We start from the raw sequence: 21,612 nt of genomic DNA, 5'->3' as shown, positions 1-21,612 counted from the left end.
CTTCATCCCGAGGCAGTGGACTTCCAAGCAGCAGTGACACATCCTTCCTCCCAGTGCCACCATCCCTTGGCGTCACCGTGTTCCAAGAGCTGTCGGATTTTTGGCAAGTTTGCCGTCGGCGGGACATCCAGAGCCACCATCCGGTACTTCTCGATACCCTCGCCGGTCGTACCGAGGCTGTGGAAGATCTCCAGGACACTCTGACGAGCAGCGGCTGAGCCGCCGTCCTTCAACACGATCAACCGGATCGTGCAGTTCTCCGAAGCCCGAACCGTCTCCCCGGCCCAGCGGATGCCTTCACCGTCGACCTCCACCCGAATGATGTCGTCGCTGGCGACTCCGCGTACGAACCACGGTGTGTTGTCCAACCGCACGGTGCCATCCCCAAGGTCCACGGCCGGGCGGTCGGCCGCGTTCCCGAACCGGTGCGCGAGGCAATCGCACGACGACACGCGGGAGTTGGACACCGGCGACGACACCGCATAGAACTGCATCAACAGGGCATTCCTGGCAGTCGAGTTGGCTTCAGCAACCCTCGTGCTGCGCCGGAGGCCCCCTGTCTCCATGCGCGCCTCCGGTCAAGATCACCCGATCAGGCACCCCGTTCGATCACAGCGACCAGACCCAGCCGCGACGTCAAGCCGAGCTTCGCGTAGACATGTCCCAGGTGGTACTCGATCGTCTTGACGCTCAGGGTCAGTTCGCGGGCGATCTGCCGGTTACTCAGGCCCTGGGCGGCGAGTTGCGCGACAGTGACTTCCTGCGGGGTGAGCAGCGAGTGTAGGGGCTGGTCGGTGCGCGCGAAGGTGCGCCCGCAGGCGGCACATTTCCTGGTACGGCTCGGCCCCGGCATGGACGAAGAGCCCCCAGGCCGTGTCGAGCCGGGCGGCTGCCGCGCCGCGGCGGGAGGTGCGCCGGAGGAAGGAGCCGTGGGCGAAGTGCAGCAGGGCCGCTTCCCAGCAGTGGGGGTGCGGTGCGCAGTGGTCGAGGCCGGTGCGGAAGGCGTGGTCGGCGTGGTCGGGGTCGCCCTGGGCCGCGGCAAGCAGGCCCCGGCAGCGGGCGGCGGCGGCCAGGTCCGGCCAGCGTCCCCGTGCCGCCGCCAGCTTCTCGTACGGGGTGAGGACCGCCTCGGCCTCGTCCGTCCGGCCGGTCCGCAGCAGGGCCTCGATGAGCAGCTGCCGCCAGGGGAAGACGCCCGGTTCGTCGACGGCCGCCCGGTGTCCGGTGAGTGATCCGGCCAGTGGGCGCAGTGCCTCGACCACCGCCAGGTGGTCGCCCTGGGCCGCCCTGAGCTGGGCGAGGGCGGTCCGGGCGTAGCCCAGGTCGCTGGTGTCGGCGAGGAGTTCGGCATGGTGCAGGGCCTTGGTGACGTGTGTCTGCGCGGCGTCGAAGTCGCCTCGGCCAGACAGCGGTGCGGCTGCGACCGCGTGAGCCATAGCCAGCATGGAGCGGTGGTCGGTGTCCTCGGCGAGGGAGACCGCGCGGGCGCTGTGGGCGACCGCGTCGTTCCACCGTCCCGCGCGGTAGGCGGTGTCGGCGAGGTAGCCGAGGGCCGGAGCCACCAGGCCGCGGAGCCCGTGTGCGCGGTGTGCGACGACGACGTCCTGGAGATCGCGGCGCGCGGCGTCGTACGCCCCGTTCCACATCCGCAGCGCGCCCCGGGCGAAGAGCCCGTCCAGCTCATCGGGCCCCCGGTACGGGCCGTGCTCGGGCAGGCCGGAGACGACCTCAGCGGCCTCCTCCGGCCGGCCGCTCAGCGCCAGGCCGAGCGTGAGTTCGTCCCGGAGCAGGGAGACCCGCCCGCCGGGCCCGGCCTCGATGCCACGCCGGGCCCAGGCGACCGCTTCGTCCGCGTCACTCTCGATCAGGCACAGCCATGCCATCCGTTCGGCGATCCCGCGCGCGGTCTCCGGTCCGGTGCCGCTGCCGGACCCGGATGCCGTACCCGGTCCGGCACCCATGCCGGTGCCGAGCCCGTGCCAGGCCGCCGTCAATTCATGGCGGGCCTCGTTCTGACGCCCGGATTCGAGTGCGAGGTATCCGAGCACGCAATGCCGCGGACGGTGCCCGACAGTTCCTCTGCCTGGCCGATGTCGCCGGCGAGCAGCAGGTACTCCACCGCCTGGAGAAGAAGCTCGTCCCGGCGCTCAAGGTCGGCCCCGATCCGCGCGGCGGCGAGGAGCTGCGCGGCAGCCGCCGACCAGGCCCCGTCCGCCGCGTACCGTACGGCTGCCGCGCTCAGCTCGGCGGCCAGTTCGTCGTCCGGCGCGACAGCGGCCCGCACCCGGTGGTGCAGCGCCTCCCCCGGGTCCGTGACCAGCAGCGCCGCCGCCGCGTGCAGGGCGAGCCGGCGCCTAGCGGAGAGCCCCTGCCGCACCGCGGCCCGCTGCAGCGGATGCACGAACACGGCCTCGGGCAGCCCGTCGTGCCCCTCCCGCTCACTGAGGAGCCCGGCCCCGGCCGCTTCTTCCAGCGCCTCCAGTACGGCCGGGACGCCGCCGATCCGTCCGGCGAGGTGAAGCGGGCTGCTCATGCCGAGCACCGCGGCCCGGCCACCAGATCCCGAGCGGCCGGACCGCAGGCGGCGAGCCGGTCGTTGACCAGCTGGGCGTAGCTCCGCGGGACGGCGAGCAGCTCGCCGCCCCCGGCGAGCACCTCCGGCGGGAACTGTTCGAACAGGGCGCGGGTGTGCAGCGGATTACCGCGCGTGTGCGCCCGCAGCCGCGCCGCGGTCCGCCGCGACACCCTGGTGCCTTCGCCGAGCTCGACGATCTCCTCGACGCTCAAGCCTTCCAGGACCAGCCGCAGCGCGCTCTCCTCCTCCACCACCTTGCGCAGCCCGGCCGGAACCCGCACCGGGCCCGCCGTCCGCGCAGTGAGCACGGTCAGCACCTGGTCCACCCGCAACCGCCGCAGCGCGAAGGCCAGCGCGTGCAGGGACGGCGTGTCCGCCCACTCCATGTCGTCCACGACCAGCACGACACTCCGGCTGCGGTCCCGCTCCTGGAGCCGCCCGAGGCCGTCGAGCAAAGCAGCCCCGGCCCCCACCGGATCGGGCAACGGCGCCCGCCCGCGCACCACGCTCGCCTCCCGCACCCCGTCCCCGAGCCCGGCCGCCAACTGTGCGAGGACCCCGAACGGAAGGTCCGTCTCGCCTTCCGCCCCGCTCGCCCACAGCACCCCGCAGGCCGCCCCGGCCTCCCGTACGAACCGCCTGACCAGCGATGTCTTCCCGATCCCGGCCGGCCCTTCGACCAGCACCAACTGCGGCTCCCCGTCCCCGGCCCGCCGTAGCCGGTCCCGCATCAGCGCCAGCTGTTCCCGCCGCCCGAGAAACCGTTCACGCGAAGCCCGCTCCGCCATGAGGCCCCTCCCCCACCACGCCCCGCTCGCCCGCGCCGGCCGGCGGACCGGTTCCACGATGGTCCGCCGGGCACGGCGCGTTCAAGACGGTTCACGGTCAGGTCCTGACCGAGGCCCTCGTGCAGCACAGTTCGCTGCGGCCTTCCGCGCGGAACACCACCACGGCCCTTCCATCAAGCAGTTGTGCGAGGGACTGGGCTGGGGAGTCCGGCAGCGTGAGCTGCGGAACTTCATTACTCAGCGGCTGATCGCCAATGAATGGCTGACCAACACCGCGCCCGTGCCATGGACCTTGCGCCCAGGTAGAGCTGCCCAGGTCGGCGCGTCGCTCACTGCTTCAGCCGGCGCGCGCCAGAGGTAAAGAACGTCCACGTGCGACGTGATGGCCTGGCTGCGCAAAGGAATGTGTTCGGCGAGGGCTCTCTCGGGGAGGCCCGCGAAGCCAAGTCGGGTTCCGTGAACATCAACTGCCCCACCGCCAGTGGCTCCCGCGGCGATGATTGAGCCACTTATCCTCGCCGTATGCAGCAGCGAGGAAGGCGGCCTGCAGTCTCCTCGACTGCAGGGAAGCGGCGCCGGATTGAGGAGCAGATTCCGGTTCAGGAGATCATCGACCGCTATGTGGTGGATGGTGAAACCGCCCGGGAGATAGCTGAGGGATATGGCCTGAATGAGCGATATGTCTTCAGGCTCCTTGAGCGCCACGAGATACCCCGCCGAGGGACGCGAAAAGCTCTGGCCCTTTCAAACGGGGAGATCGCGCGCCGCTACGTTGAGGGGCGGGTGGAGATCCAGGCCATGGCTGCGGAGCTGGGTGTGAGCCGGCACACAATTGCCAAGCGTCTGAACGAGGCCCGCGTGAAGCGTTTCGTTGGCCACCGTGGGCGAGACCTCCCGGACGCGGAGATTGCCGCGCGGAACGGGGCAGGAGAGTCCGCCCGTGCGTTGGCCGCGGAGTTCGGTGTTTCCCACTCAACGATCCTGAAGCGGGTGGCCCGGCACCGGGACGCAGAGCTCCAGCGTACGAACAGTGGTTCACAGTCGAGTCGGTGAGACGTTCGATCCTCCCGTTTGCGCTACCCAGTGGTCACCTGAGGCTGTCCACTGACAACTTTGAGTGATAGATCGAGGTCACCGTTTCGGCCGGTTCTGGATCATGGTTGCCCCTCCCTGCCTCCGGCGTTTCGCCAGCCCGTGAGGGATAGGGTGGAGCCTTCCCGCGACCCGCCCCGGAGGTGCCTGCCCGGTGTCCGACAGCTTTGTTCACCTGCACAATCACACCGAATACTCGATGCTCGACGGTGCACAGCGGCTGAAGCCGATGTTCACGGAAGTCGAGCGCCAGGGCATGCCCGCGATCGCCATGAGCGACCACGGAAACATGTTCGGAGCTTACGAGTTTCAGCAGGTGGCCAAGAGCTTCGAGGGCGTGAAGCCGATCATCGGGATCGAGGCGTACGTCGCCCCGTCCTCGCGGCGCAACCGCAAGCAGGAGTTCTGGGGCCCCGGCGGCGTCAGGGCGATGTCGGACGACGGCGAGGGCTCGAAGGACGTCTCCGGTGGCGGTCGCTTCACCCATATGACGATGTGGGCGCAGAACGTCAAGGGACTGCAGAACCTGTTCTATCTGTCGACGGAAGCGTCGTACACAGGACAGTTCCCGGCCGGCAAGCCCCGTATGGACATGGAGCTGATCTCCGAGCACGCCGAGGGGATCATCGGGACGACCGGCTGCCCCTCAGGCGCGATCCAGACTCGGCTTCGTCTGAACCAGTACGACGAGGCGCGGGAGATCGCAGGCCAGTACCAGGACATCCTCGGGAAGGAGAACTACTTCCTGGAGCTGATGGACCACGGCCTCGACCTGGAGCGCAATGTCCGCGGGGGTCTGCTGCGTCTGGCGAAGGATCTCGACATCCCGCTCCTGGCCACCAATGACGCGCACTACGTTCTCGAAGAGCACGCCGACGCGCACGACAACCTGCTGTGCATCGGTGTGGGCAAGAACAAGGACGACCCGGGCCGGTTCAAGTTCAACGGCACCGGTTACTACCTCAAGACCGCCGCCCAGATGCGGGAGCTCTTCTCCGAAATCCCCGAGGCGTGCGACAACACTCTGCTGATCGCGGAGCGCATCGAGTCGTACGAGTCGGTCTTCGAGAACGTCGACGAGATGCCGAACTTCCCCGGCGTCCCCGAGGGCGAGACGCAGGAGTCATGGCTGCGCAAGGAGTGCCTCAAGGGCCTCGCCATGCGCTATGGCGATCCGATCCCTACCGAGGTCCTGGAGCGGTTCGAGACCGAGATGTCGGTCATCGGCCCGATGAACTTCTCCAGCTACTTCCTCGTCGTCGCCGACATCTGCCAGTACGCCCGCGACCAGAAGATCCCTGTCGGCCCCGGCCGTGGATCGGCAACCGGCTCGATCGTCGCGTACGCCACCCGTATCACCGAGCTGTGCCCGCTGGAGCACGGACTCCTCTTCGAGCGGTTCCTGAACCCCGAGCGCATCAACCCCCCGGATGTCGACCTCGACTTCGACGACCGTCACCGTGACCGGATGGTGCGCTACGTCGTCGACAAATACGGCGACGAGTTCACCGCCATGGTGAACACCTTCGGCAAGCTCAAGGCCAAGAACGCGATCAAGGACACATCGCGGCTCATGGGCTACCCGTTCTCTCACGGCGAGCGGATCACGAAGGCCCTGCCGCCGGATGTGATGGGCAAGTCCATCCCGATCAGCGGAATCTTCGACGAGAGCCACCCCCGCTACGGGGAAGCCGGCGAGATCCGGCAGATGTACGAGAACGAGCTGGACGTCAAAAAGGTCATCGACGGCGCCAAGGGCGTCGAGGGCCTGATCCGCAACACCGGTGTCCACGCAGCTGCGGTCATCCTGTCCAAGACACGGCTCACCGACCGAATTCCGCTCCACATGCGCGCCAAGGACGGCGTCAAGATCACCGGCTTTGACTACCCCAGTTGTGAGGACATGGGGCTGGTCAAGATGGACTTCCTGGGGCTTCGGAACCTCGGCGTGATCGACCACGCGATCCAGAACGTCCGGGAAAACCGCGGCATCAACATCACCACCGACACAGTCCCGCAGGACGGCGCCAAACCGATCCCCCTGGACGACGCCACCACCTTCCAGCTGCTGGCGCGCGGTGACACCTTCGGCGTGTTCCAGCTCGACGGCGGCGGCATGCGCACCCTGCTCAAGCAGATGGAACCCAGCCGGTTCGAAGACATCGCAGCAGCCCTCGCCCTCTACCGGCCTGGCCCCATGGCGGCGAACGCGCACACGAACTACGCGTTTCGTAAGACCGGCAAGCAGGAGATCCAACCGATCCACCCGGAGCTGGAAGGGGCCCTGGAGCCGATCCTGGGCAACACCTTCCACCTGCTCATCTACCAGGAGCAGATCATGGCCATCGCCCGGCAGCTCGCCGGGTACACGCTGGGCGGCGCCGACCTGCTGCGGCGTGCGATGGGTAAGAAGAAGCCCGAGGTACTGGCCGCGGAGTGGGACAAGTTCTCCGACGGCATGATGAACCAGAACGGCTATTCCAAGGAGGCCACCCAGGCTCTGTGGGACGTCATGCTCCCGTTCTCGGGCTACGCGTTCAACAAGTCCCACACCGCCGGATACGGGCTCGTCTCGTACTGGACCGCCTACTTGAAGGCGAACTACCCGGCCGAGTACATGGCGGCGCTCCTCACCTCCGTGGGGGACGACAAGGACAAGGCCGCGATCTACCTGGCCGACGCCCGGAAGCTGGGCGTCTCGGTCCTCCAGCCCGACATCAACGAGTCCGTCGCCAACTTCACCGCCATCGGCGACGACGTACGGTTCGGGCTCCGCTCGGTGCGCAACGTCGGCGAAGGCGTCATCGAGTCCCTGGTAGCCGCCCGCAAGTCCAAGGGCAAGTACACCTCCTTCCCCGACTTCCTCGACAAGGCCGACATCGGGGCCCTCAACAAGCGGGCCGTCGAATCGCTGATCAAGGCCGGCGCCTTCGACTCGCTCCAGCACACCCGCAAGGGGCTGTCGGCCGCGCATGAGGACGCCATCGACGCGATCATCCCGGTGAAGAAGCAGGCCGCGATCGGGCAGGACGACCTGTTCGGCGATCTCGTCGGCGACAGCAACGAGCCGGTCTTCGGCCTGGACTTCCCCATCGACGAGAGCGAATGGCCGCGCAAGCAACTGCTGGCCGCTGAGCGCGAGATGCTCGGCCTGTACGTCTCCGCGCACCCGCTGGACGGCACCGAGCACATCCTGTCCCGCAACCGGGACACCACGATCAGCGAACTTCTCGGCTCAGGCCGCATGGAAGGCGTCGTGCAGCTGTCCGGCCTCATCACCAGCGTGGACCGCCGGATGACCAAGCAGGGCAACCCCTGGGCAATCATCAACCTCGCAGACCGTGACGGCGAGATGGAGATCCTGTTCTTCCCGGCCACCTACACCCTCGTCCAGCACGCCCTGATCGCCGACTCCGTCGTCTCCGTCCAAGGACGCCTCAACGACCGTGACGGGGCCCTCAGTATCTTCGGGCAGGAGATTCAGACGCTGGACGTGTCATCTGCCGAGCACGGAGGCAGGCCCCCCGTGCAGCTCTTCTTCCCCGCCCACAAAATCAACCAGCGCACCGTTGGCGAGCTGAAGCGCATTCTCACAGCACACAAAGGCGAGAGCCCGGTGCGGATGCGTGTCCAGTCACCCGTCAAGACCACCGTGTACGAGCTGGGCTTTCTGGTGGACCCCACCTCGGTCGCCTCCGACATCAAGGGAACCTTCGGCCCGGACGCCTGGATGGGCGTGGCGTGAGCGAGCTGGAAGGAGGAGATTGTCCTCCAGCTCGCAGATCCGCCGAACTGCTCGCCGTGCGGCGGACCGGGCCTGCTCCTGGCCCAGTTCGCGCACTCGTGGAAGAACGCCCGCGGCGAGGACGTGAACGGCGTTCGGGGAGCGGTGTTGGGCCCGGAGTGCAACCGCGGTGAACAGGCTGCGGACGAGCTGCTGGCCCTCTTCGCGGTAGACGACCAAGTCAGCCTGTCCAACGTCGAAGTGTTCGGCGAACTCGTCGCCGCCTGGGTGGAGTCCGTACAGCTGCGACCCGGTGGACGAGAGTCTGCTCGCCGACGAAAAGGAACGTTGGCGGCGGGGAGAACTCTGATCCAGATCCTTGAACGGCCGGTACCGCTGTCACGCGGTACCGGCCGCTTTGCTGAACGGGCCCTACTTCTTCCTCTCTTCCGAACTCTCATCCGGAAGGTCGTCCGGGCCCTGCTCCTATACCTGCGCGCTGGCTCGCCAATGCCCGCCGTAGTCTGCCGACGTGCGCTACCTGGCAGAACCACTCATCCTCGGTGCCCTCAAGCGGGGGTGTGCCGTCGAGCAGTTCCTCGGACCGTCTGGAAGCGCCGAGCGGCCCGGAATCTGCTGGGTCGAGATACGGCCCAACCAAGGCACTTGCGAGGTCTACCTGCACTCCGCTCTCGACTGCGAACCCCTTACTGGTGACCTGGATTCGCTGCCACCGTTGTTTGACAGCGAGGAAGAGGACTTCGGCCTCCTTCTAGCAACCGCGAACGATCCGCTTGCTGCTTTGGACGCTGCCGAAACCAGGACCGGAGCCGTACGCGAACGCTGGGTAAATGAGTCCATGGCCGGTGACGAGTACTGCGATTACGTACTGGCCGACCGTCCCGCTGCGGCACCTGACGGCCGGCCGTGGCTCTCTCCGCAGCCTTCCTGATCACTGGCTTCACGGAAGTCCGGTCAGAGCCTGAATTTTCCTCACTGCTGCTCTTCGCCTGAGTTGGTTGATATTGCAACGATGTGGCGGGTGCTGGCCCCCGGCGGGTCGAGCGGGCCTGGAGGGCATGGGCGTTCTTGGCGTCGGTGCTCGATGGGCTCATCCCACCGCCTGGCTGCCGTCCAATGGCCGGATCTGACAGAAAGTCGTCATTGCGGCCATCGAGCCCGTGGCGGAATGATCAGCGCATGCTCCAACCGCACAGAGTCGTCATCGCGGCCTTCCCCGGCGTCGAACTGCTCGACGTCACGGGTCCGGCCGAGGTGTTCTCGGTCGCCACACGGGTCGCCGATGCCGGTGAGCCCGGATACGTCGTACGGATCGCGACGGCCGACGGCGGACCGGTGGTCACCTCCAGTGGCGTCCGGCTGATGGCCGATCTGACGCTGCAAGAGGTGGACGGCTACGTGGACACGTTGCTGGTGTCGGGCGCGGTCACCGTGGGCCGGGAGGGTGTGGAGCCGGTGCTCGACAGCGGGATCATCGACTGGCTGCGTGAAGCGGCGCCCCGAACCCACCGGATGGGCTCGATCTGCGCGGGCGCGCACCTGCTGGCCGCGGCGGGCCTGCTGGACGGCGTGTCCGCCACGACGCACTGGCTCACGGCCGCGCGGTTGGCCGCCGATAACCCAAGGGTCGCCGTCGATCCGGACCCGATCTTCATCCGTGCCGGCCGTGTGTGGACCTGCGCCGGTGTCACATCGGGGATGGACATGGCACTGGCGATGGTCGCCGAGGACCATGGCCAGGATCTCGCCCTGGCCACCGCCCGGATGATGGTCATGTACGTCAAACGCTCCGGCGGCCAAAGCCAGTTCAGTGTCCCGCTCGCCGTTCCGACCGTCACCGGCGACCACATCGACGACCTGCGCGTGTGGATCGGCGAGCACCTCACCGAAGACCTCTCCGCCGAAGCCCTTGCCGCACGACTACATCTGAGCGTGCGCCACTTTTCACGACTGTTCCGCCAGCGCACCGCCACCACACCGGCTGCCTACGTCGAGTCCGCCCGACTGGAGGCCGCCCGCCGATTGCTCCAGGAGAGCGACCGCAGCCTGCCAGAGATCGCCGCCATCAGCGGCCTCGGCTCAGTGGAGACCCTGCACCGCTCCTTCCAGCGTCGCTTGGGGACCACCCCCGCTGAATACCGGCGCCGCTTCCGCTAGCCCACGCATCCACCGACCGCTCACCCGCCGCGCACACCACCGCCCGGCGGAACGCAGCCACGCCCGCACGAACACCACGACACCACCAGGGAGAAAACTGTGTCCCAAACCAAGGTCGTCCCCATCCCGGTCATGGGCCGGCACAGCATCAACGCCTACCTGCTGCTGGGCCGACGGCCCGTCATCGTTGACGCCGGGACGCCCGGAAGCGGGCAAAGGATCTACGAGCAGATCGCCGCGCACGGCGTGGACCCGACCGACATCTCGCTGATCGTCATCACCCACGGCCACATCGACCACTTCGGCTCCGCCGCCGAACTGCACCGCCTGACCGGGGCACCGGTGGCAGGCCACATCGCGGACCTAGGACCTTTCCGCACCGGCCGGGTCCGCGAACCGTACCTGCCCACCGGGCCGATGGGCCGCCTCATGTCCAGGAACAAGAACCTGCACGTCCAGGCCGAACCGCTCGAACCCGACGCACTCGTCCGCGGTGAGACAGCCCTGGAGGACTTCGGGATCGCAGCGCGCATCATGCCCACCCCCGGACACACCGCCGGGTCGATCTCCGTGCTTACCGACCAAGGAGACCTCGTCGCCGGCGACCTGATCGCCAACTCCTTCATGGGCCTCATCCCGGGCCGCCCGGCCAACCCTCCCTTCCACGACGACCCATTGCACAACCTCGCCAGCCTGCGAAAGATGCTCGCCCTCAACCCCACCAGACTCCACGTCGGACACGGCACCGCGCTGGAACCCAAGCGGGTCCGACGGTGGGCCGCCCGGGAACACCACCGTCTGTCCCGGCTCAAAGCAGCCGGGCGAATCGCTACCCGCACGGACAACCACGCAGCCTAACGGCAGCCGCAGCAAAGGCGCCCCCTGCCGTCGCCCGCCCACGGCAAGCCCGGGACCCTGGGCGATGATCGGCATCATGGTCCGCCGGCTCACCCGAGGACGCCCGGCCAAACGGTCAGGACCACGGCCTCTCCGGCGGACAGCTCCGTAGTAGACGGTCAGGCACCCCCAGGCGTCAGGAGTCCTGGACGGCGGCGAACTCCTCGACCACGCTTCGTAGGTCCGGCGATAGGTCGGTGAGGCCGCCGACGATGACGTTCAGTTGGTTTGCGAGCTCCGGGTGAGCGCCCCAGACTGTCGGGCTCCTGGTCAGGACCGCGGACAGCAGGTCGCCCTCGTACATATCGCCTTCGGCCAGCGGGTTGTCACGAAGCACCTCGACCGCGAACGGAAGAAGCACCAGTAGCCCAACATCCTGCCCGATCAGCAGCCGCAGGTCCTCAACGGTCAGAGTCCCGATCGGCCGACTTCGCAGGGCATGCACCGTCGCAACGAGACGGGTGGCATCGGCTGGGGGAGCCTGCCAGCGTTCACGTTCAAGCTCCTCAAGGGACCGAGCACGGTCGATGAATCCAGTCACCAGCCGATTCTCTCGCAGATGCAAGATCTCGAACGCGGTCCCAAGGACCGCTTCTATTAAGCGCGGCCTCGCAGAGCGTCACCTCGACTGTAACGAAGGCTCGCTGGGCCCGGGAGGTGGGCGGTTCGCCGACGATGCCGCACTGTTCGGCCTCGTTGCGGGCTGAGAAGGAAGCCGTGAATAGGCGCGGTGCCGGCGGGGTCGGTGGCCAGATCTTGGCGGGCGCCGTGCCCAAGCGACCAGTCGACATATGTCTTTCGCCCTGCAGGAGCCGAGTGTTGGACAGATCTCATGTGCGGAAGACGAGAAGCCCGTCGGCCGGGGCCTGGTGGCTCCAGGAATGATCGAGTGGGTGGGGGAGTTCACCCGCGGTTGTCGATGTGGGTGTTGTGTAGGTGTGCGGAAGGGCGAGACAGGGCTGCTCCATCGCATCGGTGGGGACCGGTGCGGCATCGAACAGGTAGAGGGCGGAGCTTGCAGCTTCGGTGGCCAGGTGGGGGCCTGGCGTGGGCGAGAGCGCCGCCTGTTGGATGGCCTTCGCGGTGAGTGGAGTACGGAAGATGCTGCGCAGGTGTTCGAGGGTGCCCGCCGTGATGACGCTGTTCGCAGAGTCGAGCAGCGTGCTGGTCTCTTCCTGCGGGCCGTCGGGCGGGAGGGCACCGGCAAGCAGGAGGGTGAGCAGGACGGGCACTTGCGTGCCAGGGCTTCGGTCGCAGGCTTCAGGCGACCGGCGCTGGTGAGGGGCAGGGACAGGGCGAGGCTGCCAGCGTCGGTGCCGATGGTGATGGGTACGGCAGAGCAGACCACGCGGGGGGAGTATTCGCGTAGGTCGAAGACGGGTTCGTTGGGGGCAAGGCGGTCGAGAGTATCGAAGAGGGTGCGGCCGTTGGTGATCGTGCGTCGTGTGAGCCTCGCAGTAGCGGCTGAGGTAGACAGCGGCGCCGATGCTGTCGCGGGCGAGAGCCAGGGTCCGTTGGAGTTGGATACCGGTGCGGGCCGGGTGTGGTGAGGCGGTCGATTGCGGGCCCGGGCGCGTAGATGGCGTCAGCCAAGGGCTGCGCGAATTCCTCCTCGCAGAGCATGGTCAGGATCGGGCGCAGTCGCTCTTGGGGGTGGCGGTTTTGTGGCGGGCGAGGTGGTCGGCCCGGGTGTCGTGGTCGAGCTGGGTGAGCAGGTGACGGCGAAGTCCACATCACGCAGATGGCCGACGGGCCCGTCACCCCCGCCGTCAACGAATGGGTCGACTTGGACCTTCCCGCGCAGCCGGTCGTGGAACTCGGCGATCAGCCCGGTCTCCCGCCATCGGCGGAAGAATGCGTGACCCGGTCCCAGGCCGGGAAGTCCACCGGCATCGCTCGCCACTTGATCCCGTTGTCCACGAGATACCGGATCGCGTCGATCATCCAATGCCCCGAAGTTAAGGGCCTGTTGCCGGTGTCAAGGGATCGGGGAAGGTGATCTTGTAGGTGCTCGGTGCGGTGCGGATGAGCCGGCCGTTGCGGGCCCAGTAGCAGAGTTGTGCATTGAGGCGGCTCAGGGGGAGTCCGGAGTTGGCGAGGTCGAGACGCAGTGTGATGTCACGGGCGTGCATGGCCTTGTTGGAGTTCGCGGCCAGGATCTGGCAGACCCGGCCCCAACGGCCCGTGGGAGCCTGGTCTGGATCGTGCGCACTGGACAGGGACGGTGGGTGCACGGTGATCGCGATGCCGGTGATCGGTGTGCTGCCGCGGGGGCGACCGTCACGATTCCAGATGTTGTAGCGGGAGGTTCCGCACTTGACGATGCGGGCGGACAGCCGCATTCGGCGCCTGGGAAGCAGCGCCTGCAGGACGCGGGCGCCGATGTGTCCCACCAGGTCGGAGCCGTTACTCGGCCCCGACGCTGAGGTCGTTCCGATGAGGCTGACGATCGCGTCACGGGCGGCCTCCAGAGCGACGGTGAAGCCGGCCCGGTCCGGGTCGCAGCCGGGCGTTGTCTCCACCGCGGTCACCATCACCGAGCGCAAGGCTTGGTAGAGCGTGAGAAGTCCCCACATTTCCTGCTCGAGGCCCACTGGGTCCTTCGATCGGAGAACTCGGCCCTTGAGTAGAGTGTGACGGAGCGCCAGGTAGGTGATCTCGATCTCCCAGCGTTCGTGATAGAGACGCACCAGGTGGTCGGCGGGATCGGTGCGATGGTCGGTGAGCGTGGTCAGCAGGCGGTAGGTTCCGCCGAAGTCGCCGCCGTCGGCGGTGCGGGAGCGGATCTCGGCCTCGATCATCCGCAACGAGAGGCCTGCGATCCGCGTCAAGTAGGAGCCGCCGGGCAGTAGCGCCAGCACTGGTGGGCGTCGGACGCTGGTGGCGCGAATCAGGAATTGCGCCCCTTGAGCCGCGATGTCTGCGAGTAGTTCATTGCTGTCGAAGGCGCGATCCGCCAGGAGGAGCATGTCCGAGCTCAGGTGGCCGACCAGGTCGTGGGCGTAGTCGGCCTCGCCCTTGGTCGCGGGGCCGAAGTCTGCGGCGATGAGGCCGCGTGTGCCGGTCTCGCACAGGGTCATGAGCATGATCCGGGGGTAGCCTGCCGGACCGTGGCGGCGCTCGGTGCGGCCGAGCCAGGACCGGTTGCGCTCGTGGTCGGGGACGTTCAAGCTCCCGCAGCCGTCGAAGGCGACCGTGCGCCAGCGTCGGTAGCGCACTCCAGGTGTGGACGGCTGAGCCAGCGGGCCGGCCAGCACGTCGAACAGCCGCTTGAGCGGGGCCACGCCGACCCGCCGACGCAGATCACGAAGTGCCTTCTCTGACGGCCGCGGCACGACAGCGGCGAGCCCGGCCACGAGCTTGCCCCACACCATTCCGGCACCCAGATGCTCGAACAGGCCGAGTGCGAGCACGAAGTACACCCCGACGCGCGAGGGGAGGCTCCGTAGCCGCCGCTCTCGGGCTCCGGTCTCGTCCAGCACCGCATCCACCAACTCGGGTGGGATGACCTGCGTCAACTCACCGATATGTCCAGGCGCGAACACGTCGGTTGCGCGCATGACAGACTGAGCCACCGGGCCTCTGCTTTCTCAGGAAGATCTTGGTCGATCCCCTGGATAGCAGAGGCCCTTCCCGTATCTCGCGCACCTTGACACCGGCAACAGGCCCTTAACTTCGGGGCATTGGTCCAGCATCTGACGGTGGCAGTAGCCCTCGGGCTGTCCTCCCCGACCGCGCAACCACCCCGGCACCGGCAGCAGCGGCCGGACCGCCGCCCACTCCGCGTCCGTCATGTCCGACGGATACCGACGGTCTCGCAGGCGATTGTCGGCAGCGTTTCCGAACCGGTGAGCCAGACAGTCACACTCCCGAGTGCCCGCGGTGGACTGCACGGGCATCGGCACGCAAGACTGCGACACCAGGGCCTCCTGATGCTCGGTGATTCGACACCAGCGAGCTGTTCAGGAGGCCCTCCTCGCATGCACCGAGCACCCGACGACCACCCAATCGAGACGGCTGTTCGATCACCAAGTCCCAAGAGCAGTACGACAAAAGCTACTTACCCGTCGGGATGCTCCGGCAGGGCGAGCCAGTCCGACCAGGAGATCTCGCGGCCGATGAAGCGCGGCTGCTCGAACGGCCAGTCGGCGGCGATCCACTGCGGCACCAGCGCGTCGAGGGCCTGCTCGACCTTGCTGCCCACCAGCTCGTCCACCACCCACCAGGAGATCTCGCCGTCCGCGCCGGCCCTCTCCGGTGGGTCGATGTAGACGCAGCCGAGTAGAGCTGTCTCCGCCGCGTCGAACAGCGCATAATTGAAAGACTGGTGTGCGGCGATCTCCTTCTCGTGCCGCAACAGGTCGGCCTTGTCGGCCTCGTAGGTCATGGTGGCCGCGGGCCAGCCCCAGGCCGGGCCGAAGATGGTCCACAGCCGCTCGCGCGAACCCATCACAGCCGGATAGTCGAGCGGGGTGTCCGCCTCCCGGATCGGCCGCAGGTGGTGACCACCGCCCGGCAGCGGTACCAGGACGGGGTGGACGAAGTCATCGGGAAGCCAGCTCATGGCGCCCGACCGTAGCAGCGCGCGGCCGTCCGATCCCCTGGATTTTCCCCGTATACCGCCAGGCCCTGCTCTCATGCCGGGCAGGGCCCGCGATCCCCCGATCGAGACTCCCGTTCGATCGACAGACTCCATGATCGGTATAGCAACGGCTTCTCAGCTTGTTCTTTATCTTCCGGTCTCGAATGGTGTCTCGAACTGAGTCGCTCACCTGGGGATTCGCCGGACGCGGGGGCGGCCTTCGCCTGATCATGTGCTCCGACCAAGGTGCACGTGACCACGACGAAGGCCGTGAGGGTGAGTCTGCTGCCTGATGCTGTCCGGAGGGAAGCGTTCGCGGAAGCGTCACGCTTCCGGGGAGAGTTCTACGAGTGTCTGACCGCTCGGCGCGACGAGTTGTTCGAGTTGGCGGACGCGGTGCTGTGTGCGGACGGTGCGGTGAAGTCCCCGGTGGACTTGACGCTGTTGCCCGAGCATCGTCGTGGGCACGGAGCGATGTACGGCGGCTTGAACCACGGCCGGCTCGACGTCGGTCGGCTGCGGGCGTTGCTGGCCGGGCTGTCGCTGCCGCGTTTCGACGGCGGGCGCCTGGTGCTGGCGGTCGATGTGTCGCCGTGGCTTCGTTCGGACGCGCCGTGTTCGGCGGAGCGGCTGTTCTGCCACGTCTACGGCCGGGCGAAGACGGCGTCGCAGTTCATTCCGGGCTGGCCCTACTCCTTCGTGGCCGTGCTGGAGCCGGGTGCCACGTCCTGGACCGCGATCCTGGACGCGGTGCGGCTCGGCCCTGCGGACGACGCGACCGCGATCACCGCCGCCCAGTTGAGGGGTGTCGTCGAGCGGCTCATCGCCGCAGGCCAGTGGCAGACCGGGGACCCGCATATCGTGGTCGTCAGCGACGCGGGCTACGACGTCACCCGCCTGGCCTGGGTCCTGCGCGACCTGCCGGTCGAGCTGGTCGGCCGGGTCCGCTCCGACCGCGTGATGCGTCTGCCGAAGCCGCCGAGGATGCACGGCGTCAACGGCCGGCCGCCCAAGCACGGTCCGGAATTCCGCTTCACCAAGCCGGAAACCTGGCCCGAGCCCGCGATCACCACGGTCACGGACACGACCAACTACGGCAAGGCCGAGACCCAGGCGTGGGACCGGGTCCACCCAAGGCTCACCCACCGCTCCTCCTGGCTCGACCACGATGGTGAACTGCCGTTGGTCGAGGGGACGTTGATGCGGTTGAAGGTCGAGCATCTGTCGAAGGACCGGGATGCCCCGCCGGTGTGGTTATGGTCCTCTAAGAGCGTGTCTGAGATCGGGTTACGGGGTGATTTTCCGTAGTGGTCGGGGTCCTTGGCGGGTGGCGGGTCGGCCTCGGGTGAGTCGGCGGAGTATCAGGTCGGTCATGGCCCAGCGGATCATGGTTTCGGAGTGGGCCGGGTTGCGTTCGTAGTCGCAGGCCAGGCGGCGGCGTGTGGTGATCCAGGCGAACGTGCGCTCCACCGCCCAGCGCTTCGGCTGGACCTTGAAGCCGCGCTGTCCGGGGTCCTTGCGGACGATCTCCAGCGTGCGGTGCAAGACGGCAGAGGACCACTCGACGAGTCGGCCGGCGAAGCCCTGGTCGGCCCAGATCTTCTCGATGGTTGGGTGGTCCAGGCGGGTCCACAGCAGGGAGCGCTTGGCTCCGTCGCGGTCCTGGACGCTTGCGGCCAGCACGTGCACGGCCAGGAGGAGGCCGAGGGTGTCGGTGACGATGAACCGTTTGCGGCCCTTGGTCTTCTTGCCCGCGTCGAAGCCGCTGGTGGACTTCGGCACCGTGTCGGCCGCCCGCACGGACTGCGAGTCGACCAGGCCCGCGGACGGCTCAGCGGAACGGCCGTCGGCCTCGCGGACCTTGACCCGCAGCGCGTCGTGGACGCGCTCCACGGTGCCGTCGTCGTGCCACCAGGTGAAGTACCAGTACACCGTCTGGAAGGGCGGGAAATCCTTGGGCAGATACCGCCACTGGCACCCGGTCCGCGCCAAGTACAAGATCGCGTCCACGATCCGCCGACGCGGGTGCTTCTCCCGCCGCCCGCCCTTGCGACCCGTCCTTGGAGCAGGCAGCAACGGCTCAATCAACGCCCACTGTTCATCCGTCAGATCAGACGGGTAACCATCCCCAGCAGCACTCACACACCACTCAACGAGTCACCCATACAGCCGATACGGCGGATCTCAGACACGCTCTAATACTGCAACGGTGCTTGCCGTGACGGTTGGGCAGGTCGGTCGTTTATCAGGTCATGGGTGGGGAACTTGCTGATGCCCGGTCGTGGGCCGGTGAACTGAAGGCCTTGCACGAGCGGTTCGTGCACCGTTTCTCCAGGTCGGAGCCGCGGGAGTCGGCTCTCGCCTATATGCGGGGGCTGATAGCTCCGCTGGAGCGGAAGAACGGCTGGACGCTTGCCGAGGAGGCCGGGCATGGCGGCCCGGACCGGATCCACCGGCTGCTGAACCGGATCGACTGGAGCGCGGACGAAGTCCTGGACGACGTGCGGGACTACGTCGTCGAGCACCTCGGCGATCCGGATGCGGTGCTGATCGTGGACGACACCGGGTTCCTGAAGAAGGGCATCCGCTCGGCCGGGGTCCAGCGCCAATACTCCGGAACCGCCGGCCGGACGGAGAACTCCCAGATCGGGGTCTTCCTCGCCTATGCCGGCGGACGCGGCCGCACATTGATCGACCGCCGCCTCTATCTGCCCACCTCATGGACCGATGACCGCGACCGGTGCCGGGCCGCGGGCATCGACGACACGGTCGCCTTCGAGACGAAAGTGGTGATGGCCAAGGCCATGGTCCGCCGGGCGATCACGGACCGGATCCCGTTCCGGTGGGTGACCGCCGACGCCGCCTACGGCTTCTCCAAGGGCTGGCGTTCTGAGCTGGAGCGGGCGGATGTCTTCCACGTGATGGCCACCACCCGGCATGACACCGTCGTCACCCGCTGGGCCATGGACCACCCCGTTCACGATCTGTTTCCCGGGCTGTCCCGGCAGAAGTGGAAGCGCCGTTCCTGCGGCAACGGCGCCCACGGCCCGAGGGTCTACGACTGGGCGAGGGTCGAGGTCCGTCCCTGGCACCGCGAGGACCGTCGTCACTGGGTGATCGCCCGCCGAAGTGTCCGCCGGCCCGAGGAGATCTCCTACTACATCGCCTACTGCCCGGCCGACACCACACTCGACGAGCTGATCCGCATCGCGGGCAGCCGGTGGGCGGTCGAGGAGTGCTTCCAGACCGCGAAGCAGGAGTGCGGCCTGGACGACTACCAGGTCCGCCGCTACGACGGCTGGCACCGCCACATCACCCTGGCCATGGCCGCACACGCCTGCCTCACCGTCCTGCGGGCCCGTGAACTCGACACCGGGAAAGCAGAAACGGATCCTCCCAGCTCATACCCCTGACCCTCCCCGAACTCAGACGCCTGATCACCCGCCTCACTCGACCCCGCCCAAGCACCGACCACGTCCTGCACTGGTCACACTGGCGCCGCAGACGACAACACCAAGCCCGCATCAGCCACTACAAACGACGCGGCCACACACCACCAGAAGCCAACAAACCATCAGAGCAAAGACCGTTGCAGTACTAAGACCGGCGCAACCCCGGACGACGTGGACCGCTTCTGGCAGGCATTTCTCCGTCGCTTCGATCTGGAGCACACCTTCCGCTTCGCGAAGCAGACCCTGGGCTGGACCACTCCGAAACTCCGTACTCCCGAGGCGGCGGACCGCTGGACCTGGATCCTGATCGTCGCTCACACCCAGCTCCGGCTCGCCCGGCCGCTCGCCGCGGACCTCCGCCGGCCCTGGGAGAAACCCGCCACCTCCGACCGGCTCACCCCGGCCCGGGTCCGCCGCGACTTCCGGCACATCCGCCCGAAGACCGAGAGGCTGTCGCACGGCTCCTGCCCGGTGAAGGTCAAGAGTGCTTCTTGGGCGTGTGGTTGATGAGCTTGTTGAGGTTGTGCACCGTGCCGAGGAGCTTGATCTCGGCGTCCACCGCCTGGCGGCCGCGGTAGTTGAGGTGCCGTCCGAAGCGTTGGAAGATCCGGGCGAATCCCGGCTCGACCAGGGCACTGCGTTGACGGTACTGGGCCCGTCCTGTTGGGGTGGCGAGGCGGGCCGCCATGTCCTGCTGGCCGGCAGGGGCCTGCTGACGTTTCGCGGGAAAGCCTGCCTGGTCGGCATCGCTGGTGACCGAGACCAGTAGCGGGAGGTCGGCGAGGGCCTCGAAGGACGCGGCGGAAGCGTACCCGCTGTCGGCGAGCCAGAGTTGGATGTCGCCGGGGAGCCGTGCGGCCTGGTGATTGTGCTGGGTCTTCTTCACCATCGGAACGAGGGCCGTCCTGTCCGAGGGATTGTCGTGCGCTTCGATGGCCAGCAAGAATTGACGGCGGGCGCACACGATCTGGATGTTGTATCCCTGCAGGTAGCCGCCGCGTTTGCCGGGAATCAGCCGGGAGTCGGGATCGCTCAGGCAGGAACGGGACTCCGGGGAGGGGGCCGGTCGGGGTGTGCGGGCCCGCTCCAGCCAGGCCCGCATCTTCACCAGTCGCGTTCGCTGGCGAACGAGGACGGTCTTGTGCTCCATCGGGACCGGCGGCCGTCCGTTCGCTCCACGACGTCCTGCCGCCCGGTCCTCTCGGACGCGGAGCTCGTACTTCTTCAGCTTCTCCTGGTGAGCCTCGGTCTCGGCGGCCAGGCGCTTCTCCGCGCGGGCCACCATCCGCTCGGCGGCTTCGACCTTGATCCGGATCTCGGTGGGTGAAGGCATAGCCCGTTCATGCAGTCTGTCCCTGGCCAAGTGGGCCCGGGTGAGCCGGTCGCACAGCCGGGACAGGCGAGGCCAGTTGTCGCACGCGTCCTCGCCATCTCCCTGTGCTGCCGAGTCATCGGCCTCGACGCTCAGCGCGTGGTCGACTACATCCTCCATCAACGCGTGGATCTCTTTCTCGTACTGGGAGATGGTCTCCTCCAGGCGCTGGAGCCGCTGGTTGGCGTCGCGTGAGGCGTTCGCCTCCATCGGTGAGCCGTCCACGGCCACCGCCGAAAGATCGACCAGGCCACGTCGGCCGCACAGCGACAACACCTGCACGAACAGTGAGTTCAAGGCGGCACGGTGGCGTCGTACGAACCGCGCGACGGTGGAGTGGTCCACTCGGCGGTTCGCGGTGATGATTCGGCAGCCCACGTCGTCCCAGCAAGCCTGCTCGATGCGACGGGAGGAACGCACTCCCTTGCTGTAGCAGTACAGGAGCAGCGCAATCAGGCTCGCGGGAGGGTAGGCCACCCCGCCCCGCCCGTCGTCACGGTAGCTGTTCTCGAACGCCGACAGGTCAAGTAGCTCGACGACGTCGAGCACCTTCCAGCACAGGTGCTCGGGCGGCAGCCACTCCCGGACATCCCGCGGCATCTCAAGATCACGTTCACGGTCGCACGACCAGAAGTTCCGCCCCACCAGCCAAGATTCCGACGCCTCCTGGATCCTCGGAACCGAACAACGAATCGCTCTTGACCTTCACCGGGCAGGAGCCGTGCGACAGCCTCCCGACTGCCCAACCCGTGTTCCCAAACCCCGAGGCGCCGGCCCCGGACGGCCACCCGGCGCCAAGAACAAACACCGGGCACCCCGCTACGACGTCGGCAAGACCGTCAAACGCGCCGAGACCCTCAAGGCCATCGGCAAGCCCGGAAGATCTTGGTAGATAAAGAACAAGCTTAGACGGTGTCTTGATTGGCGATCGCTCGTTGCTCTGGGCATGGAC

Annotated in this window: 18 protein-coding genes and 6 pseudogenes; 11 read left to right on the top strand and 13 right to left on the bottom strand. The window is 67.5% G+C overall.

All coding sequences use genetic code 11. The features are described 5' to 3' along the window. Nucleotides 1–2 precede the first annotated feature (2 nt). The 5 genes from OG883_RS40195 to OG883_RS40175 are packed head-to-tail and all read right to left on the bottom strand — an operon-like array spanning nt 3 to nt 3,363. Nucleotides 3–566, bottom strand: a complete 564-nt coding sequence (locus OG883_RS40195; protein WP_266552067.1) for a DUF4265 domain-containing protein — start codon at nt 564–566, stop codon at nt 3–5. A gap of 26 nt (nt 567–592) precedes the next feature. Continuing rightward, on the bottom strand, nt 593–727 hold the full coding sequence (locus OG883_RS40190; protein WP_266553259.1) for a LuxR C-terminal-related transcriptional regulator: 135 nt from the start codon (nt 725–727) through the stop codon (nt 593–595). Beyond that, nucleotides 720–2,048: a lipopolysaccharide assembly protein LapB gene (locus OG883_RS40185; protein WP_266552064.1), complete on the bottom strand. Its 1,329-nt coding sequence runs from the start codon at nt 2,046–2,048 to the stop codon at nt 720–722. Before OG883_RS40185 ends, OG883_RS40190 begins: the two co-directional genes overlap by 8 nt. Beyond that, the gene (locus tag OG883_RS40180; RefSeq protein ID WP_266552062.1) at nt 1,991–2,533 is read right to left on the bottom strand and encodes a hypothetical protein; all 543 of its coding nucleotides are present in this window, start codon (nt 2,531–2,533) and stop codon (nt 1,991–1,993) included. Before OG883_RS40180 ends, OG883_RS40185 begins: the two co-directional genes overlap by 58 nt. Continuing rightward, nucleotides 2,530–3,363 (bottom strand): ATP-binding protein, encoded by an 834-nt coding sequence (locus OG883_RS40175; RefSeq protein WP_266552060.1) that lies wholly within the window; start codon nt 3,361–3,363, stop codon nt 2,530–2,532. Before OG883_RS40175 ends, OG883_RS40180 begins: the two co-directional genes overlap by 4 nt. A gap of 522 nt (nt 3,364–3,885) precedes the next feature. Between OG883_RS40175 and OG883_RS40170 the strand changes: the two genes are divergently transcribed. The 6 genes and pseudogenes from OG883_RS40170 to OG883_RS40150 all read left to right on the top strand — a co-directional run bounded on the left by OG883_RS40170 (nt 3,886) and on the right by OG883_RS40150 (nt 11,215). Further along, entirely contained in the window at nt 3,886–4,416 is a 531-nt protein-coding gene (locus tag OG883_RS40170) for a hypothetical protein (protein WP_266552058.1), read from the top strand. A 193-nt stretch (nt 4,417–4,609) separates the two neighbouring features. Continuing rightward, nucleotides 4,610–8,200 (top strand): DNA polymerase III subunit alpha, encoded by a 3,591-nt coding sequence (gene dnaE, locus OG883_RS40165; RefSeq protein ID WP_266552055.1) that lies wholly within the window; start codon nt 4,610–4,612, stop codon nt 8,198–8,200. Between the two features lie 18 nt (nt 8,201–8,218). Beyond that, a pseudogene (locus tag OG883_RS47110) lies at nt 8,219–8,479 on the top strand (DUF6300 family protein); the annotation flags it as partial. A 232-nt stretch (nt 8,480–8,711) separates the two neighbouring features. Next, entirely contained in the window at nt 8,712–9,131 is a 420-nt protein-coding gene (locus OG883_RS40160) for a hypothetical protein (RefSeq protein WP_266552052.1), read from the top strand. Nucleotides 9,132–9,379: 248 nt separating this feature from the next. Next, complete coding sequence (locus OG883_RS40155; RefSeq protein ID WP_266552049.1) at nt 9,380–10,357, top strand: GlxA family transcriptional regulator; 978 nt, start codon at nt 9,380–9,382, stop codon at nt 10,355–10,357. 99 nt (nt 10,358–10,456) lie between these two features. Next, nucleotides 10,457–11,215 carry an MBL fold metallo-hydrolase gene (locus OG883_RS40150; RefSeq protein ID WP_266552047.1) on the top strand — a complete coding sequence of 253 codons (759 nt, stop codon included), beginning with the start codon at nt 10,457–10,459 and terminating at the stop codon, nt 11,213–11,215. A 175-nt stretch (nt 11,216–11,390) separates the two neighbouring features. Here OG883_RS40150 and OG883_RS40145 read toward each other — a convergent pair whose 3' ends face one another. Together OG883_RS40145 and OG883_RS40140 are read right to left on the bottom strand one after the other, a co-directional pair. Continuing rightward, entirely contained in the window at nt 11,391–11,819 is a 429-nt protein-coding gene (locus tag OG883_RS40145) for a contact-dependent growth inhibition system immunity protein (RefSeq protein ID WP_266552045.1), read from the bottom strand. A gap of 265 nt (nt 11,820–12,084) precedes the next feature. Further along, the gene (locus OG883_RS40140) at nt 12,085–12,486 is read right to left on the bottom strand and encodes a hypothetical protein (RefSeq protein ID WP_266552043.1); all 402 of its coding nucleotides are present in this window, start codon (nt 12,484–12,486) and stop codon (nt 12,085–12,087) included. Nucleotides 12,487–12,952: 466 nt separating this feature from the next. Between OG883_RS40140 and OG883_RS40135 the strand changes: the two are divergent. Further along, nucleotides 12,953–13,040: pseudogene (locus tag OG883_RS40135) on the top strand (IclR family transcriptional regulator); the annotation flags it as partial. A gap of 38 nt (nt 13,041–13,078) precedes the next feature. Here OG883_RS40135 and OG883_RS46940 read toward each other — a convergent pair. From OG883_RS46940 to OG883_RS40120, 4 genes and pseudogenes are all read right to left on the bottom strand, one after another. Further along, a complete protein-coding gene (locus OG883_RS46940; protein ID WP_323181078.1) occupies nt 13,079–13,303 on the bottom strand; it encodes a transposase in 225 nt (74 codons plus the stop codon). Beyond that, nucleotides 13,213–14,829: an IS4 family transposase gene (locus OG883_RS40130; RefSeq protein WP_266552041.1), complete on the bottom strand. Its 1,617-nt coding sequence runs from the start codon at nt 14,827–14,829 to the stop codon at nt 13,213–13,215. The genes OG883_RS46940 and OG883_RS40130 overlap by 91 nt, the downstream gene beginning before the upstream one ends. Nucleotides 14,830–14,982: 153 nt before the next feature. Then, nucleotides 14,983–15,075 (bottom strand): annotated as a pseudogene (locus tag OG883_RS40125) (IS5/IS1182 family transposase); the annotation flags it as partial. Between the two features lie 239 nt (nt 15,076–15,314). After that, nucleotides 15,315–15,818 carry an N-acetyltransferase gene (locus OG883_RS40120; RefSeq protein WP_266552038.1) on the bottom strand — a complete coding sequence of 168 codons (504 nt, stop codon included), beginning with the start codon at nt 15,816–15,818 and terminating at the stop codon, nt 15,315–15,317. 294 nt (nt 15,819–16,112) lie between these two features. Between OG883_RS40120 and OG883_RS40115 the strand changes: the two are divergent. Next, nucleotides 16,113–17,108, top strand: a pseudogene (locus OG883_RS40115) (transposase); the annotation flags it as partial. 15 nt (nt 17,109–17,123) lie between these two features. Here OG883_RS40115 and OG883_RS40110 read toward each other — a convergent pair. After that, a complete protein-coding gene (locus OG883_RS40110) occupies nt 17,124–17,978 on the bottom strand; it encodes an IS5 family transposase (RefSeq protein WP_266537907.1) in 855 nt (284 codons plus the stop codon). A 110-nt stretch (nt 17,979–18,088) separates the two neighbouring features. Here OG883_RS40110 and OG883_RS40105 point away from each other — a divergent pair, with 110 nt between their 5' ends. Continuing rightward, nucleotides 18,089–19,249, top strand: a complete 1,161-nt coding sequence (locus OG883_RS40105; RefSeq protein ID WP_266533120.1) for an IS701 family transposase — start codon at nt 18,089–18,091, stop codon at nt 19,247–19,249. 183 nt (nt 19,250–19,432) lie between these two features. Next, nucleotides 19,433–19,726: pseudogene (locus OG883_RS40100) on the top strand (transposase); the annotation flags it as partial. A 40-nt stretch (nt 19,727–19,766) separates the two neighbouring features. Here OG883_RS40100 and OG883_RS40095 read toward each other — a convergent pair. Next, nucleotides 19,767–21,260, bottom strand: coding sequence for a transposase (locus tag OG883_RS40095; RefSeq protein ID WP_266552026.1), 1,494 nt, complete (start codon nt 21,258–21,260; stop codon nt 19,767–19,769). Between the two features lie 139 nt (nt 21,261–21,399). Between OG883_RS40095 and OG883_RS46935 the strand changes: the two are divergent. Next, a pseudogene (locus OG883_RS46935) lies at nt 21,400–21,552 on the top strand (transposase); the annotation flags it as partial. Nucleotides 21,553–21,612: the final 60 nt, after the last annotated feature.

This window comes from Streptomyces sp. NBC_01142 (assembly GCF_026341125.1).
Classification (GTDB): domain Bacteria; phylum Actinomycetota; class Actinomycetes; order Streptomycetales; family Streptomycetaceae; genus Streptomyces.
This window is presented reverse-complemented; position numbering and strand designations above follow the sequence as displayed.